This window comes from Spirosoma litoris (genome assembly GCF_054776755.1).
In genome coordinates, this window is record NZ_BAAHBI010000020.1 from 383,538 (window position 1) to 397,594 (window position 14,057).

General features: G+C 45.9%; 16 protein-coding genes. 4 read left to right on the plus strand and 12 right to left on the minus strand.

Going from position 1 to position 14,057, the window contains the following annotated elements; translation table 11 throughout:
- Positions 1–12: 12 nt before the first annotated feature.
- Entirely contained in the window at positions 13–351 is a 339-nt protein-coding gene (locus tag ACYVGR_RS13625) for a PadR family transcriptional regulator (protein WP_182464036.1), read from the minus strand.
- A gap of 296 nt (positions 352–647) precedes the next feature.
- On the opposite strand from ACYVGR_RS13625, the gene trpF reads away from it, so the two are divergent.
- The 3 genes from trpF (at position 648) to ACYVGR_RS13640 (ending at position 3,069) form a co-directional block, all read left to right on the plus strand.
- The gene (gene trpF, locus ACYVGR_RS13630) at positions 648–1,277 is read left to right on the plus strand and encodes a phosphoribosylanthranilate isomerase (RefSeq protein ID WP_460957467.1); all 630 of its coding nucleotides are present in this window, start codon (positions 648–650) and stop codon (positions 1,275–1,277) included.
- 217 nt (positions 1,278–1,494) lie between these two features.
- Complete coding sequence (locus ACYVGR_RS13635) at positions 1,495–1,965, plus strand: PspC domain-containing protein (protein ID WP_182464034.1); 471 nt, start codon at positions 1,495–1,497, stop codon at positions 1,963–1,965.
- An 81-nt stretch (positions 1,966–2,046) separates the two neighbouring features.
- Positions 2,047–3,069 carry a LiaI-LiaF-like domain-containing protein gene (locus tag ACYVGR_RS13640; protein ID WP_460957469.1) on the plus strand — a complete coding sequence of 341 codons (1,023 nt, stop codon included), beginning with the start codon at positions 2,047–2,049 and terminating at the stop codon, positions 3,067–3,069.
- A gap of 104 nt (positions 3,070–3,173) precedes the next feature.
- Here the strand turns inward: ACYVGR_RS13640 and ACYVGR_RS13645 are convergent, their stop codons facing one another.
- The 10 genes from ACYVGR_RS13645 to ACYVGR_RS13690 all read right to left on the minus strand — a co-directional run bounded on the left by ACYVGR_RS13645 (position 3,174) and on the right by ACYVGR_RS13690 (position 11,596).
- On the minus strand, positions 3,174–3,623 hold the full coding sequence (locus tag ACYVGR_RS13645) for a Spy/CpxP family protein refolding chaperone (RefSeq protein WP_460957471.1): 450 nt from the start codon (positions 3,621–3,623) through the stop codon (positions 3,174–3,176).
- Positions 3,624–3,630: 7 nt separating this feature from the next.
- Positions 3,631–4,095, minus strand: coding sequence for a hypothetical protein (locus ACYVGR_RS13650; protein ID WP_460957473.1), 465 nt, complete (start codon positions 4,093–4,095; stop codon positions 3,631–3,633).
- A gap of 73 nt (positions 4,096–4,168) precedes the next feature.
- On the minus strand, positions 4,169–4,741 hold the full coding sequence (locus ACYVGR_RS13655; protein ID WP_460957476.1) for an RNA polymerase sigma factor: 573 nt from the start codon (positions 4,739–4,741) through the stop codon (positions 4,169–4,171).
- 84 nt (positions 4,742–4,825) lie between these two features.
- The gene (locus ACYVGR_RS13660; protein WP_460957478.1) at positions 4,826–5,779 is read right to left on the minus strand and encodes a transketolase family protein; all 954 of its coding nucleotides are present in this window, start codon (positions 5,777–5,779) and stop codon (positions 4,826–4,828) included.
- Between the two features lie 5 nt (positions 5,780–5,784).
- Positions 5,785–6,390: a hypothetical protein gene (locus ACYVGR_RS13665; protein WP_460957480.1), complete on the minus strand. Its 606-nt coding sequence runs from the start codon at positions 6,388–6,390 to the stop codon at positions 5,785–5,787.
- Positions 6,351–7,328 (minus strand): AAA family ATPase, encoded by a 978-nt coding sequence (locus tag ACYVGR_RS13670; protein WP_460957482.1) that lies wholly within the window; start codon positions 7,326–7,328, stop codon positions 6,351–6,353. The genes ACYVGR_RS13665 and ACYVGR_RS13670 overlap by 40 nt, the downstream gene beginning before the upstream one ends.
- A gap of 42 nt (positions 7,329–7,370) precedes the next feature.
- A complete protein-coding gene (locus tag ACYVGR_RS13675; RefSeq protein ID WP_460957484.1) occupies positions 7,371–8,228 on the minus strand; it encodes a transketolase in 858 nt (285 codons plus the stop codon).
- Positions 8,229–8,329: 101 nt separating this feature from the next.
- Positions 8,330–8,779 (minus strand): thioredoxin-dependent thiol peroxidase, encoded by a 450-nt coding sequence (gene bcp / locus ACYVGR_RS13680; RefSeq protein WP_460957486.1) that lies wholly within the window; start codon positions 8,777–8,779, stop codon positions 8,330–8,332.
- A gap of 71 nt (positions 8,780–8,850) precedes the next feature.
- Entirely contained in the window at positions 8,851–10,773 is a 1,923-nt protein-coding gene (locus ACYVGR_RS13685; protein ID WP_460957799.1) for a M23 family metallopeptidase, read from the minus strand.
- A gap of 211 nt (positions 10,774–10,984) precedes the next feature.
- Entirely contained in the window at positions 10,985–11,596 is a 612-nt protein-coding gene (locus tag ACYVGR_RS13690; protein ID WP_460957488.1) for a fumarylacetoacetate hydrolase family protein, read from the minus strand.
- A gap of 203 nt (positions 11,597–11,799) precedes the next feature.
- On the opposite strand from ACYVGR_RS13690, the gene ACYVGR_RS13695 reads away from it, so the two are divergent.
- The gene (locus tag ACYVGR_RS13695) at positions 11,800–12,627 is read left to right on the plus strand and encodes a M48 family metallopeptidase (RefSeq protein ID WP_460957490.1); all 828 of its coding nucleotides are present in this window, start codon (positions 11,800–11,802) and stop codon (positions 12,625–12,627) included.
- A gap of 79 nt (positions 12,628–12,706) precedes the next feature.
- On the opposite strand, the gene sucC is transcribed toward ACYVGR_RS13695, so the two are convergent.
- Entirely contained in the window at positions 12,707–13,924 is a 1,218-nt protein-coding gene (sucC, locus tag ACYVGR_RS13700; RefSeq protein WP_460957492.1) for an ADP-forming succinate--CoA ligase subunit beta, read from the minus strand.
- Positions 13,925–14,057 lie beyond the last annotated feature (133 nt).

The window sequence follows — 14,057 nt, forward strand, 5'->3', positions numbered from 1 at the left end:
GTCCTCTGCTACTTATATACTGATGGCCGGTAAAGCATTTGGCGAAATCGAATTCCACAGCTGGTCGCGCATGGCCCGAATATCGTGTAAGGCCCGACTGCCCAGCGCCGTAACCGTAAACAGGCGTTTTCGTCGACCACCCCGTTCGGCCGTAGCCTCGCCCATGTGTGAGCTAAGCATGCCTTTCTCTTCGAGCCGGTGCAAGGCTGCGTGAACGGCACTGATACTGACGGAGCGCCCCGTTTGCCGATCCAGCTCGTCGGTGATAGCGACCCCATACGCAGCGTCGTTCAGGACCGCGACTGTTAGTAAAACGATTTCTTCAAACTCGCCTAAGTATGTTCGTTTCATGACTTACCTGATAATATTAACTTTTGTAGAACAAATGCTTTGCCAATTGTTGAAAAGTGGCTTTATGGCTCATTTGAGACGATGTACTTGATACGAGTTGTCCGAAATCGTACAGTTTTTGTCCGGTGCCGAACAGGTGTACGATGATTTTCTTTAGGAAATTCCACAACTAATTTTTCCCGATCTGCGTCAAATTATCTAGTCTACCGGTAGCTAGTACAATGCCCGACTGTCCGTAACTTTGCAGCTCCATGATGGCGACTATTCGCTGATTACCGATAACTGCTTATTGACGTATGGCTCTCAAAACGATCGTTAAAATATCTAACGTTACCAATCTCAGCGATGCTCGCTACTGCGCCGGTATGGGTGTAGACATGCTTGGCTTCTCAATGGATGCCGACTCGCCGGATTATGTAGAGCCGAAAAAATTTGCTGAAATAAGAGGCTGGGTAGCAGGCGTACAGATTGTTGGCGAAACAACATCGGTCGATCCCGAAGTAATTGAGCAACTCCTCGATACCTACCAGCCCGACTTATTACAAGTTGATGAAGCTGCGCTATTACCTTATCTGAGCACTAAAGTGAATGAAGACTTGCGCTTTATTCTACAGGTCGATTTAGCGCAGTTAACGCTCGATCAACTCGACACTCTATTCCAGACCGCTGCAACTGGAGCCGACTACATACTGCTCGAAAGCAATAGCCCGCTCCACCTCGACGACGAACTGAAAAGTACCCTTCAGCGGCTGGCGTCGCGTTATCCTATTTTATTGGGGATTGGTGTATCTGCCGAGAATATTCATGAGTTACTGGCCGATTTGCCCGTTCAGGGGATTGCGCTCAGCGGGGGCGATGAAGAACGACCCGGTAATAAAGAATTCGGGGAGTTGATGGATATCCTGGAAGCGATTGAGGAAGACTAGAATGAGTTAGTATTAGGAGTTAGGAGCGAGTAGTGAGAATGGGGATGCAATATGTATTCTCACTACTCGCTCCTAACTCCTAATACTGAACACTACTATGCATTACCTACTATCATTGAAAACATACTTCCATCCATAACCGCGTCCATTCTTCCAATTCTCCTTTTGCCAAATAGGGTTATCTAGTAGGTTTACACCGTTTTAAACAACAGCAATCATGAACAAGCGATTAGAACGTATTGCCGACCAGGCCCAAATTGGGGGGGTATGTGCTGGTTTGGCCGATTATTTTGGCATTGACCGTGCATTGGTGCGCGTCCTTTTTGTAATCGGAATTTTCCTACCCCACTTTCCGGCTATTATCATTTACATTATCTTGTGGATTGCACTCCCCGAACGCCGTTTTGGCAGCGCAACATCCCAATCAACTGCTTTTTCTAATCCTTATTTTGCCATGAATCCCTACAATCCGAACAAGCCTGCATCTCCCGACCGTAGCATTATTGGCGGGGCCGTTTTGATTATCCTTGGTGTCCTGTTTTTACTGGATCGTTATTTCGACATTGACTTTGGTGATCTATGGCCGTTTGTTCTGATCGCGATTGGTTTGTGGCTGATTTTTAAGGATCGGATTAAACCTCCTTACGACACAACAAATACAAACAACGACCCGAACGGAACCTTATAATTGATGTATGCTATAGAATGTATGATGTATGCTTTCACAGTAACTATAGCATACATCCTATAGCATACATCCCTAAGACTTATGCAACGAAAAAATGGATTGTTCTGGGGCATTTTCCTCCTAACGCTGGGCGTTCTGTTTCTGGCTCGGCGGGCGGGAATGCTCGATATTGACTGGCATTCGTTAGTGAATCTATGGCCAGTGCTGCTGATTCTGGCTGGTGTAAATCTGATTCTGGAACGGCGTGGGAATCCGGCGGCTTTTATTACAACCGTTATGCTGGCTGTAGCCGTTCCTACTACATTATTCGGTTTTCTGTCGCATCACCGAGATCGGGATGAGTTTAACATGCGTTGGCATGATCATGAGGACGATGATGATCACGGAAATTCTGATGATGACGATGGTAATAACGACGACGATTATCAGTCGGAGCGGGAGCGCCGGGAATCCGAAAGTGTTAAGGTGCAGACCAATACCTTTGCCGAAAACATGGATGCCGATACGCGCGAGGCTGTCCTGAAATTGTCGGGTGGCGCTGGGCGGTTTATCATTAGTGAGCCAAGTTCGGAACTCATCAAAGCCAACACCAAGCAAACAACGGGTAGCTACTCGATGTCGGTAGATCGGGACGAAACCACACATATCCCAACCATCGAACTAAAGCCAACCGAAGAGGATCAAGATATTGATTTCAAGGATGGTAAGTTCGAGAATCGGGTTGATATACATTTAAACGCTACCCCCGTTTGGTCAATGGATGTGGCACTAGGAGCAGGGCAGGGCGATCTTGATTTGAGTTCTTATGCGGTCAAGAGCCTGAAAGTTGGCGCTGGTGCTGCTGAACTTGACCTGAAACTCGGTGCCAAAGCCGACGTATCGGACGTGAAGCTGGATGTAGGAGCGGCTTCGGTAACCGTCCGTGTTCCGAAAGAAGTGGGTTGCCGGATCAAAAAAGATGGCGCTCTTAATCTGGAACAGTTGGATGATTTTACCAGTGTGGGCGGTGGTGAATTTATCAGCCCTGGCTACGATGGCACTAAAAAGAAAATAACCATCCGTTTCGATGGTGGTATTTCAAGATTTAAAGTAGTGCGGTATTAGTCTGAACCGGGATTTTAACAAGATTTGAAAGATTCATACGATTAATAAAGCATTAGCGGATAATCGTGTAAATCCTTTTAATCTTGTTAAAATCCCGGTTCAGATTAGTTTTGATTCAACTTATTAAGCAGCATTTTATTAAATACCTGCTCGGTTTTATACAATTCCGCCAATTGGGCTGGCGTAATTACTTTCAGGAATCGGCTCATATACTCGTCGTCAAGGTCGGCGAGTTTTTGTTTATTGGAATTAACTTCCCGAAGGCCGTTTACTAATTGATTGTCGTTTAGGTTTGTGCGCGACGGTTCGTTATTCAATTGCCGAATCCGACGATTCAGTTCCTGCTTCTTGGCATTGTATTCATTATAAATTGCCCAGAACTGGGGAGCCTGATCTGTCGTTAAGTTGAGCCGGTTGGTAATCAGCCCAATCTTAGCTGCTTCAATTTTCTGCCGTCCGTTAGGGTCGTTCTGTGCGTTGGCTACTTGTGCTATAAACAGTAGTCCAACCAGCCAACCAATCCATGCGTGTCTCATTGTGGTAAAGTTAACCATTCAAAAATCAGGAACCGAAGTTCGGACTATCCAGTGCAGTTTGTTCTTTAATGTGCTGTTGAATATCCTTTGGCTGCACATTAAGGAACTGAATCGCGGTTGTGTCGCTGCCCAACGACGAATGAATTTGTTGAGCGTCGGCCAATTCGCTGGCATCTACCCCTTGTTCATCAAGATAAGCCGAAATAGCTTCGTCACTCACACCGGCCAACACTTCATTTCCCAATGACTCCTGCCGTTGGGGTAAAGTTTGCCAAACCAGCACAGCAATCAAACTAGCACCTGCCAATGACGCTATCGAGCGCTGCCACGACCAGGTGATACTAAAAGCCGGCTTTGACTTACGAACCGCGCGAGCTTGTACACGCGATGGTAACGTGTCAAAATACCCTTCTGGAGTCGTAAACGGCAACTGCCTCAGTCGATGTTCAGGGGGCAGTTCATCAAGCCGAAATTCGTTTTTGTCATTCATTATCGTGGTGTGTATAAAATACACAATTAGGTTCCCGTGTTGTACGAATTGGACAGTCTAAAGCGGCTGGGGTTTAATCGGTTGTATCAGTTTTTGTCAGATAATCTTCAATTTTTTTCACTGCCAGGTGATACGATGCTTTCAATGCCCCTACTGATGTTCCCGTAATATCTGAAATGTCCTCATACTTCATATCATCGAAGTACTTCATGTTGAACACCAAACGTTGCTTGTCGGGTAATTTTAGTAGCGCCTTCTGTAACTTCAACTGTACGTCTTCGCCACTCGGATCGTTTCCTGATGTGACATAATCGCTGTTACTCTCCAATTTCTCCATCAATTCGCCTTCTACGTCGCCAATGGGCAGAAAAAAGCGTCGACGTTTCTTGTTCAGAAAGTTAAGGCATTCGTTGGTAGCAATGCGATATATCCAGGTATATAACTGACTATCACCCCGAAACTGTTCCAGGCTGTTCCACACTTTTATGAATGTTTCCTGCACCAAATCATCGGCATCGTCGTGGTCGATGACCATTTTACGGATATGCCAATAGATTTTCTGCTGGTACTGCCGCACCAGCAGATTAAAGGCAAAATTCCGGCTCGACGGGTCGCGGTATTTGGCGAGAATTTCTGCGTCAGTCATTCGTTATTTGTAGAGACGCAACCCTTTGCGTCTATGCATCATCTGAAACCATCTGGCAAGGAGACGCAAAGGGTTGCGTCTCTACTATTTTCTTGCTATTGCTTTTTTCGCCTGCTCAACAATTTTGTCGGCAGTGAGGCCATATTTCTGCATTAGCTGGTCAGGTGTGCCGCTTTCGCCAAAGGTATCGTGAACGCCAATGTATTCGAGCGGGGCGGGGTAATTTTGCGATAGAACCTGTGCAACGCTATCACCCAAACCACCGTTAAGCATGTGTTCTTCTGCCGATACAGCACAGCCCGTTTTCTTCACCGATGCCAGAATAGCCTCTACATCTAACGGCTTAATCGTGTGAATATTGATAATATCAGCTTCAATTCCCTGTTCGGCCAGAATTTCACCCGCTTTGATAGCTTCCCAAACCAGGTGACCTGTACAGAAAATCGAAACGTCTTTTCCTTCGTTTACCGTCCAGGCCTTACCAATTTCAAACTTCTGGTCAGCAGGCGTAAACACAGGAATTACTGGACGACCGAAACGTAGATAAACCGGGCCAACATGCTCTGCAATGGCAATGGTAGCCGCTTTGGTCTGGTTATAATCGCAGGGATTAATAACGGTCATATTGGGCAGCATTTTCATCATGCCCAAATCTTCCAGAATCTGGTGAGTAGCCCCATCTTCGCCCAAGGTCAAACCAGCGTGCGAAGCGCAGATCTTCACGTTCTTGTTCGAATAGGCTACTGATTGCCGAATCTGGTCGTATACGCGACCCGTTGCGAAGTTAGCGAAGGTTGTGGCAAACGGAATATGGCCACCAATAGTCAAACCCGCCGACACACCGATCATGTTCGCTTCGGCAATACCGCATTGAACGAACCGTTCTGGATATTCTTTTATGAATGTTTCTAGTTTAAGCGAACCCGCAAGATCTGCCGTGAGAGCAACAACACTAGGATTTGTTCGGCCCAGTTCAGCTATACCCGCGCCGAAACCCGAACGCGTGTCTTTTTTTTCTGTGTATTCGTATTTTTTCATGTCTATTAATTCGCCGAAGCGAGGGTTTGCAATTTAGTTAGAAAATAGTGGGCACTCGGGCAATTTGGGTGTTGGGCTGCATTTTCGATAGTGAAGCCGTATTTCAGCATTCGATTTACCAAAATAGCTTTACTACCTACACCCCGATTGGTTTTTGTTAAAAGCAATTGCTGAAGAGTTAAAAAAGGATTGTTTTCCAATTCTGGGTAATCGAATATAAAAGTTGAATCATTAAACAAGCCTTGTAAAGTTGGAGTATCACTTAGAAACCATGCTTCAATTTGTTTTACAGCAACAATTATAATTTGGTCTTCACGCTCCGTGATTCGTTTCCGAGTCAGAGTAATACAACTATCAAGATCTAGATCCGTCAAAATGATTATTTTCTGAACATCCCGACCTACTAATTCCTGACGTAACGCGTCAATTTTGTGAGGGAGCAAATTTCCGTTGCCTTTTGCATCGATGACTGGTAATGAGCAATCGAAACCATTTGCATTCAACCATTCTTGAAATCTGTCTGATTCAAGGATATTTTTCTCAGTCTTACCTTCGCAAATGAATCCAATTTTTACCACGGTAGCCCCCCTCCAAGAGCGTTCATCAGCCACGCTTCGTCCATTCGTAAGCCGTGAAAGTCGTGACCTTTGAATTGTTTCGTTTGAGTAGCTCCGTTTATTTTGTCGACAACTACAATCTCGTCAGATGTTAATTGAGAGGCTAGGGTTTGGGAATGTGTATTAAGCCAGATGTAATGACCAAATTCTTCACAGGCATATCGGCACAGATTAACAAATTCCTTAATGACATCTGGGTGTAATCCGTTCTCCGGTTCTTCTATACAAAGAAATTGAGGCTCTTTACTTTGGTAAACAGCAGTCAGCAGGGCCAGAATGTTGTAGGTGCCGTCGGAGATTAAGTCTTTAGTGAAATACTCTTGCGTCGACTCTTCAAACCAGCGTAATTCATCACGGTCATCTACTTCAACAGCTTTAAATCCTGGAATAAACAGCTCGAGCCATTCAGAAATTTCATCTTGTAAAATAGAATTAGTCAGAATGCGTTTGAGAACAGGTTCAAGATTCTTCGCGTCGTCTCTTATACGTTCAGATGTATCGAAGTTAATTTTGGAACCTTTAGGATTATTTACAAATAATTTGGTGAACTGTCGAAACCAAAGAGTTTCAAAACTCTTAATGAGTTTTGATTCTATCTCAGAACCTGAAGTCTCAATTGTATTATAATCAGCTAACTTGGAATGTCCACCACCGAAGAAAATTGCACCAAAATGCTCGTTGGTTTCAGAAATTTCAAAAAATAATTCGGTTCTCTTTCCTTGTAGTTTACGATGGCTTATTTTGTTATTCCCACCGAATAAATCTTGAGGATTTCCAAATGTGCCTACATAATGACTGAACTCCAAAGCCTCGAAAATATTCGATTTGCCCGACCCGTTAGGGCCGACAAAGACCGTGAACGGATTCGGCTCAATAAGCTCGACCCGCTCAATGGACTTGAAATTTTCGATGACCAGGCGTTTGATTTTCATGGTATGTATAGAGACAAGGCATGCCTTGTCTCTACAAATTTTTTAATAATCCGAATAACCAACTGACAGAGGCAGACCGTTCAAGGCTTGGGTTAATTGCTCTGCATTAGGGGCTGTGCCGTGCCATTTGTAGTTACCCACCATGTACTCAACGCCAAAGCCCATTTCGGTGTGCATCAGAATCATCGTTGGAACATCGGGGTCTTCCTGTGATTTCTTAAGTGTATGAATCACATCGGCAATGTCATTACCTTCCATTTCTTCAACGTACCAGCCGAACGCCCGGTACTTAGCGGCCAGGTCACGGTTGCTGTTTACGTTGTCGGTCGTACCGTCGATTTGCGCATGATTAAGGTCGATGATGGCGGTCAGGTTGCCAAGTTTCTTGTTGGGCGCAAACTGAGCGGCTTCCCAAATCTGGCCTTCCTGTTGCTCACCGTCGCCCATCAGGACATACACATGGCTTTTATCGCCGTTGAGCTTTTTAGAATAAGCAGCACCGCTGGCTACCGATAAACCCTGTCCTAGCGATCCCGACGCGATACGAACACCAGGCAGATGCTCGGCTGTGGTTGGGTGGCCCTGTAAGCGGCTGTCTAATTTACGGAAGGTGGCTAATTCAGAAACGGGGAAATAGCCTGCCCGCGCAAGCACCGAATAAAACACAGGTGAAATATGCCCATTCGAGAGGAAGAAGATATCTTCATCGCGGCCGTCCATATCAAAAATAGGATTGCCATCCGCATCTTTTTTTCGGTTCATTACCTCGAAATAGAGGGCGACAAAAAAATCAGTGCAGCCTAATGAGCCGCCGGGATGTCCCGAATTAACAGCGGCAACCATGCGAAGAATATCGCGCCGAACGGCCGTAGCCGTGCTTTTGAGTTGTTCGATTTCCATAGCTTTTAGGGGTTAGGAGCGAGGAGTGAGATGTGAGGAGTTACTGATATGCCATTTTTGCGTCAGCCAATCCTCACTTCTCGCTTCCCACTTCTAAATACTCATTTTAAAATTTGTTGGGCGTGATTTTGGGTATCTACTTTTCCAATGATATCGGTAATGATACCATTCTCGTCAATAATAAAAGTTGTCCGAACGATACCCATAAACTTCTTCCCATACATCGATTTCTCTTTCCATACGTCGTAGGCTTGAACCAATTGGTTGTCGGTATCCGCAACGAGTGTAAACGGCAGGTCGTATTTCTTGATAAACTTCTGGTGGGCTTTCTGGTCATCGACACTGACGCCCAATACTTCGTATCCTGCTGACCGTAGATCGGCGTAGTTGTCACGGAGACTACAGGCCTGGGCAGTACAACCGGGGGTATCATCTTTAGGATAGAAATAGAGTACCACTTTTTTACCCCGATAATCAGACAACTTAATCGGCTGGCCATTCTGGTCAGTGCTCGTGAAGTCTGGGGCAGGATCGCCAATAGATAGGCTCATATTGTTTTGGGTTTACTGTTTCAAGTTCAATGTTTCAGGTTAGACTATGCAGAAAACTTGAAACGTCGAACTTATCGTCTTCTCTTTTTCCCTTTTGGGGTTGCTTTTCGGTGTACAGGCGCTCTGGGTACGTCGATGGTTGTACTGTCAGAGCCAATATTACCCGACCGATCTTTTACTTGTACCAATACCTCGGCACCAGCCTCAAACGGTTCGTCTGGGTCTAATTTATCCGACCAGAGCAATGCTCGCTTATAATCATATTGCATTAACACCCACTCACCATTGACTAACGCCCTAAATTCGGCAATACCTGATAAATCATCCCGAATACGAGCTGTAATGCCCTTGGGTGTTGCCGACAGAATTTCAACTCTGGGCGGATTAATGTCCGTCATTAACTGAAATCTGCCCAGTGTACGGGTTTTGAATTCAATTCGTCCTTTTGTCCACGTCCCACCCAGAAAACTTTCGTTACCACTACTGGTCCAATATACTTTGGTTCGGGCTGTATCAATAGTAATTGGGTAATTGGGTGTGTATTGAACCGTCAGGTAATCGTTGAGTGGAATGGTCGACTGGTTAATTTCTAAACCTCCTCCTGGTATCGGCCGCATGGCTAAATGCAATGTATCGAACAGAGTTCTCGGACTAAATTCCAATCGGGCGCTTCCATCGACAACCACTTCATTTCGGCCGGGTATGACACGCTTCTTGAAATTTGTTCGTACAACACCCCGACCAAACTGAACGGAATCAGGTAAAGTCTGGCGCAAATCTATGAGATAAACGGCTTGGTTGTTACGCACATAGCTAACAGACTGTTCCGTTACGGTACGGCCTGAGATCAATTTAGCAACCGGTGGATTTGATGCTGTTATATTTTTGACGGTCAGCTTCAGTACATTTTCGTCGGTAGTAATGGTAGCGATCGGCTCACCACTTAGTGACTCCCCTCTGAAATTAGCTGGCGGAATCGTTAAGGAATCTGCCCGAGCTGAGCTAGCTGGCGCAACTTCTGGTTGAATCGTAAAGGTTAATTGCGTTGAGTGATCAGACGCATCGTAGAGTGTCAACGTAACTTCATGCGGCTGGCCATCTAGCAAAGGCAACCGACCCCGATAGGCTGCGTTGCTTTGTAGTTTATACAGATTCAGAATGTTGCCATCGGCAATGTAGCCTCGGTGATAACGTTGTCCACTAGTTTGTTCAACTTCATAGTTTTCGTGAACATTCATGAACCGCGTTTGCTCATTGGGGAAGCTGTTCATATTGTAGGCAAACACTTCCCGACCATCGAGCCGAATTTCCAGACAGCTAATGCCATTTCGGTAAGGTGACCCGCTGGTTTTGTCGTAGGCCAGTACTTCCATACCAATCAGCCCCGACGCTGTAATGGGCTGTACAATCGTAAACGTACCATCGGAGCGCCGAACAGGTGCATAACTGACACGTTGGTATTCGCCGTTAATGCGCGAGGTCGCTGTCATGGTTTTCAGGGCAACACGCTCAAAATAGGGCGGCACATTGTCCTGGATCTCGGAGAAATTATAGAGCAGCGGGTTAATCAGGTTGTCTTTATTATCCCGAATCTCGAAGTGTAAGTGTGGCCCACCCGATCCGCCCGTATTACCTGAAGCTGCAACGACATCGCCCTTTTTAACAGGGAACTGGCCTGGTTGAGGACGTAGATCGATCTCAAACGTTTTTTTCTGATACTGCTGCTCCCGAAGATAAACGCCCAGCGTATCTTTTAATGCTTTGAGGTGGCCATAAACAGTGGTAAGGCCGTTAGGGTGTTTGATAAAAATAACATTCCCATAGCCTCCTGTGAAAACTGCAATGCGGGAAACGTACCCATCGGCCGCTGCGTGTACATCAAGTCCTTCGCGCCCACCCGTACGAATGTCTAAACCAGCATGAAAGTGATTGGGTCGTAAATCGCCCATACCACCCGATAACGAATTCGCAGCCCCAGGTTGAATCGGGAACATGAAATAACCATCGACAAGCGTACCCGGCTGAATATAGCCTGTTTGTGGTTGTCCTGATTCGGTGGTTGAGACTGGTTTAGTCGATTGTCCAACCGCCAGTTCTGTACAGGTGAAAACTGTAATAAACGTATAAAAAAGAAAACGTATCAATAGCAAGGTTGTAAATGGTTTTTGCCCGACCAAAAGCATAATTCGGTCGGGCAAAATGGAATTACTTCACGTCAAACGTCAACATGGGTTTATCCTCAATATAAGCCGTAAGCCGGTCACCGATTTGCACAGGACCAACGCCTTTAGGGGTACCCGTGAAAATAATATCGCCCTGTTGCAGCAAGAAATACCGCGACACGAACGAAATCAGATAATCGATTTTGAACATCATCAGGTTGGTATTACCCGTTTGCCGGGTTTCACCATTGATGTCGAGGTGGAAGTTTAAATTTTGTAGATCCGGGAAATCGGTCTTGGGTACAAAACCGGAAATAGGGGCAGAGCCGTTGAAGCCTTTCGCCAACTCCCAGGGTAATCCTTTCGCTTTTAGCTTACTCTGTAAATCCCGGGCTGTAAAATCGATACCAATACCAATTTCGTCGTAATATTTATGGGCAAACTTTTCATCGATATTTTTGCCCACCCGATTTATTTTGACCAGAATCTCAACTTCGTGATGAACATCGCTGGAAAAATCTGGGTAGAAAAATGGCTCGTTTTTAAGGGGAATAGCCGTTTCGGGTTTCATGAAGATAACCGGATCTTCGGGCTGCTCGTTGTTGAGTTCTTTAACATGGTCGGCGTAATTTCGACCAACGCAGATGATTTTCATAGAGAGTAACGCGGACATTCTGTCCGCTCTTATCAGGTAAAAAGCGGACAGGATGTCCGCGTTACTAAACTTTTTAGATTGCTACAAATCTAAGGACTAAAGAGGGGCTGACCGCATTGGGCTGGAAAAATTTGAACAATTCTGGTACCTTATGCGTCATATAACGTCAGAACACCATCTGCCAATTAATAAAACCACCAAAGATGAGAACAACCTTAATTATCATGTTATCGCTGGCATTCGCTATCACAGCCTGCGAGAAAGTACCGTTAACAGGACGGAGACAACTAATTCTAGTGCCCAATAACGATATGCTTTCGATGAGTTTCACTCAGTACAAAGCATTTCTGGATACAAGTAAAGTAATCAGCACCAGCAATAGTGACGCAGAGATGGTTAACCGGGTTGGTAACCGTATTCGTCAGGCTGTGGAAAGCTACATGAATAGCAACGGGTATGCCAAGCGTTTGGAAGGTTTCAAATGGGAATACCACTTGGTGCAAAGTAATCAGGTAAATGCCTGGTGTATGCCGGGCGGAAAAATTGTAGTGTACTCCGGTATTTTGCCCTACACACAGAATGAAGCTGGTTTAGCAACTGTGCTGGGACACGAAGTTTCGCACGCGATTGCCGAACACGGGAACGAACGGATGAGCGAAGGATTGGTAGCTAATGGGCTGTTACAAGCCGGTCAGGTAGCAACGGGTATTGCAACATCGGCACGAAGCCCGCAAACCCAGGCGTTGTTTCAGCAAGCGTTTGGTGTTGTAGGCCCACTTGCTTATCAATACGGTGTTGGCCTTCCACATAGCCGTGGTCAGGAATCTGAAGCTGACCATCTAGGGCTTATTTTTATGTCGATGGCGGGTTATGATCCGAGAGAAGCCATTACGTTCTGGACCCGGATGGCAAAAGCAAGTGGCGGAAAAGCACCGGCTGAGTTCTTGTCAGATCACCCATCTGATGAACGCCGAATTGCTGATTTGCAAAAATTGTTACCTGAAGCGCAGAAGTATTACGCACGTCGTTAAGTAGAAACGTATAGACATAAAAAAGCCGGGATCTGAGTCCCGGCTTTTTGTTTATCTGCATTCGGCAGGCGTTAGGCTATTACAGCGCGGCCACTACCTGACGTACTTTTTCGGCAGCTTCTTTTAGCTCAACCGCCGACTGTACTTTCAAGCCTGATTCGTCGATGATTTTCGCGCCTTCGGCTGCATTTGTTCCCTGCAGGCGAACAATGATCGGAACCGGAATATCGCCAATGGCTTTGTAGGCTTCTACAACACCAGTAGCAACACGGTCGCAACGAACAATACCACCGAAGATGTTGATCAGAATGGCCTTTACATTCGGGTCTTTCAGGATGATACGGAAACCAGCTTCTACCGTTTTCGCATTGGCACCACCCCCAACATCGAGGAAGTTGGCAGGCTCACCGCCCGATAGTTTGATGATGTCCATCGTGGCCATAGCCAGACCGGCACCGTTTACCATACAACCCACGTTACCGTCGAGCTTTACGTAATTCAGATCGCTGGCAGATGCTTCTACTTCGAGAGGATCTTCTTCGGCCAGATCACGCATCGATTTCAGGTCAGGATGGCGATACAGAGCGTTGTCATCTAAATTAACCTTCGCATCAACGGCCAGAATTTTATTGTCCGACGTTTTCAGAACTGGGTTAATTTCGAACATCGACGCATCGGTGTCAACATACGCTTTATACAGCGAGGTAACGAATTTCACCATTTCCTTGAAGGCATCGCCTTCCAGTCCAAGACCGAAAGCCACCTTGCGGGCCTGGAAAGGCTGCAAACCAACGGCTGGGTCGATCCATTCCTTCACGATTTTTTCGGGGGAATGCTCTGCTACTTCTTCAATGTCCATACCACCTTCGGTACTGGCCATAATTACGTTGCAGGCTTTGCTACGATCGAGCAGGATGCCGATGTACATTTCTTTGGGCGAAGACGCTCCTGGGTAGTACACATCCTCAGCAATGAGAACTTTATTAACCCGTTTTCCTTCTGGGCCTGTCTGATGGGTAACCAGTACATTGCCAATGAGGTTTTTAGCAATGTCGCGTACAGCATCGACCGATTTGGCTAAGGCTACTCCGCGTTGCTCCGAACCCACAATCTGACCCTTTCCCCGTCCACCAGCATGGATTTGGGATTTAACCACCACAAACTTCTGGCCCGACTGAGCGATAATCTGTTTAGCGGCTTCAACGGCTTTTTCGGGTGACTCAGCAACAATGCCCTCTTGAATGCGGACACCGTACTTTTTGAGAATTTCTTTACCCTGATACTCGTGTATATTCATGACAACTGCAACAAGGAGGATTGGAAATCGTATTTTTGTGCGGCAAGTTAGCCAATAATAAAGAGTTTTCGGTTTGTGGTTTACGGTTTTCAGGTTAAAAAGATCGTAATTCTACAGGACCGTAAGCCGTAAA

What these genes read in the sequence shown, in the direction of transcription:
- ACYVGR_RS13655 (WP_460957476.1), bottom strand. Translation starts at nt 4,741, where the DNA reads ATGACTGACGCAGAAATTCTCGCCAAATACCGCGACCCGTCGAGCCGG.
- ACYVGR_RS13660 (WP_460957478.1), bottom strand. Translation starts at nt 5,779, where the DNA reads ATGAAAAAATACGAATACACAGAAAAAAAAGACACGCGTTCGGGTTTC.
- ACYVGR_RS13645 (WP_460957471.1), bottom strand. Translation starts at nt 3,623, where the DNA reads ATGGTTAACTTTACCACAATGAGACACGCATGGATTGGTTGGCTGGTT.
- ACYVGR_RS13640 (WP_460957469.1), top strand. Translation starts at nt 2,047, where the DNA reads ATGCAACGAAAAAATGGATTGTTCTGGGGCATTTTCCTCCTAACGCTG.
- ACYVGR_RS13625 (WP_182464036.1), bottom strand. Translation starts at nt 351, where the DNA reads ATGAAACGAACATACTTAGGCGAGTTTGAAGAAATCGTTTTACTAACA.
- ACYVGR_RS13685 (WP_460957799.1), bottom strand. Translation starts at nt 10,773, where the DNA reads ATGTTCCCGATTCAACCTGGGGCTGCGAATTCGTTATCGGGTGGTATG.
- ACYVGR_RS13690 (WP_460957488.1), bottom strand. Translation starts at nt 11,596, where the DNA reads ATGAAAATCATCTGCGTTGGTCGAAATTACGCCGACCATGTTAAAGAA.
- ACYVGR_RS13695 (WP_460957490.1), top strand. Translation starts at nt 11,800, where the DNA reads ATGAGAACAACCTTAATTATCATGTTATCGCTGGCATTCGCTATCACA.
- bcp (WP_460957486.1), bottom strand. Translation starts at nt 8,779, where the DNA reads ATGAGCCTATCTATTGGCGATCCTGCCCCAGACTTCACGAGCACTGAC.
- ACYVGR_RS13670 (WP_460957482.1), bottom strand. Translation starts at nt 7,328, where the DNA reads ATGAAAATCAAACGCCTGGTCATCGAAAATTTCAAGTCCATTGAGCGG.
- sucC (WP_460957492.1), bottom strand. Translation starts at nt 13,924, where the DNA reads ATGAATATACACGAGTATCAGGGTAAAGAAATTCTCAAAAAGTACGGT.
- trpF (WP_460957467.1), top strand. Translation starts at nt 648, where the DNA reads ATGGCTCTCAAAACGATCGTTAAAATATCTAACGTTACCAATCTCAGC.
- ACYVGR_RS13675 (WP_460957484.1), bottom strand. Translation starts at nt 8,228, where the DNA reads ATGGAAATCGAACAACTCAAAAGCACGGCTACGGCCGTTCGGCGCGAT.
- ACYVGR_RS13635 (WP_182464034.1), top strand. Translation starts at nt 1,495, where the DNA reads ATGAACAAGCGATTAGAACGTATTGCCGACCAGGCCCAAATTGGGGGG.
- ACYVGR_RS13650 (WP_460957473.1), bottom strand. Translation starts at nt 4,095, where the DNA reads ATGAATGACAAAAACGAATTTCGGCTTGATGAACTGCCCCCTGAACAT.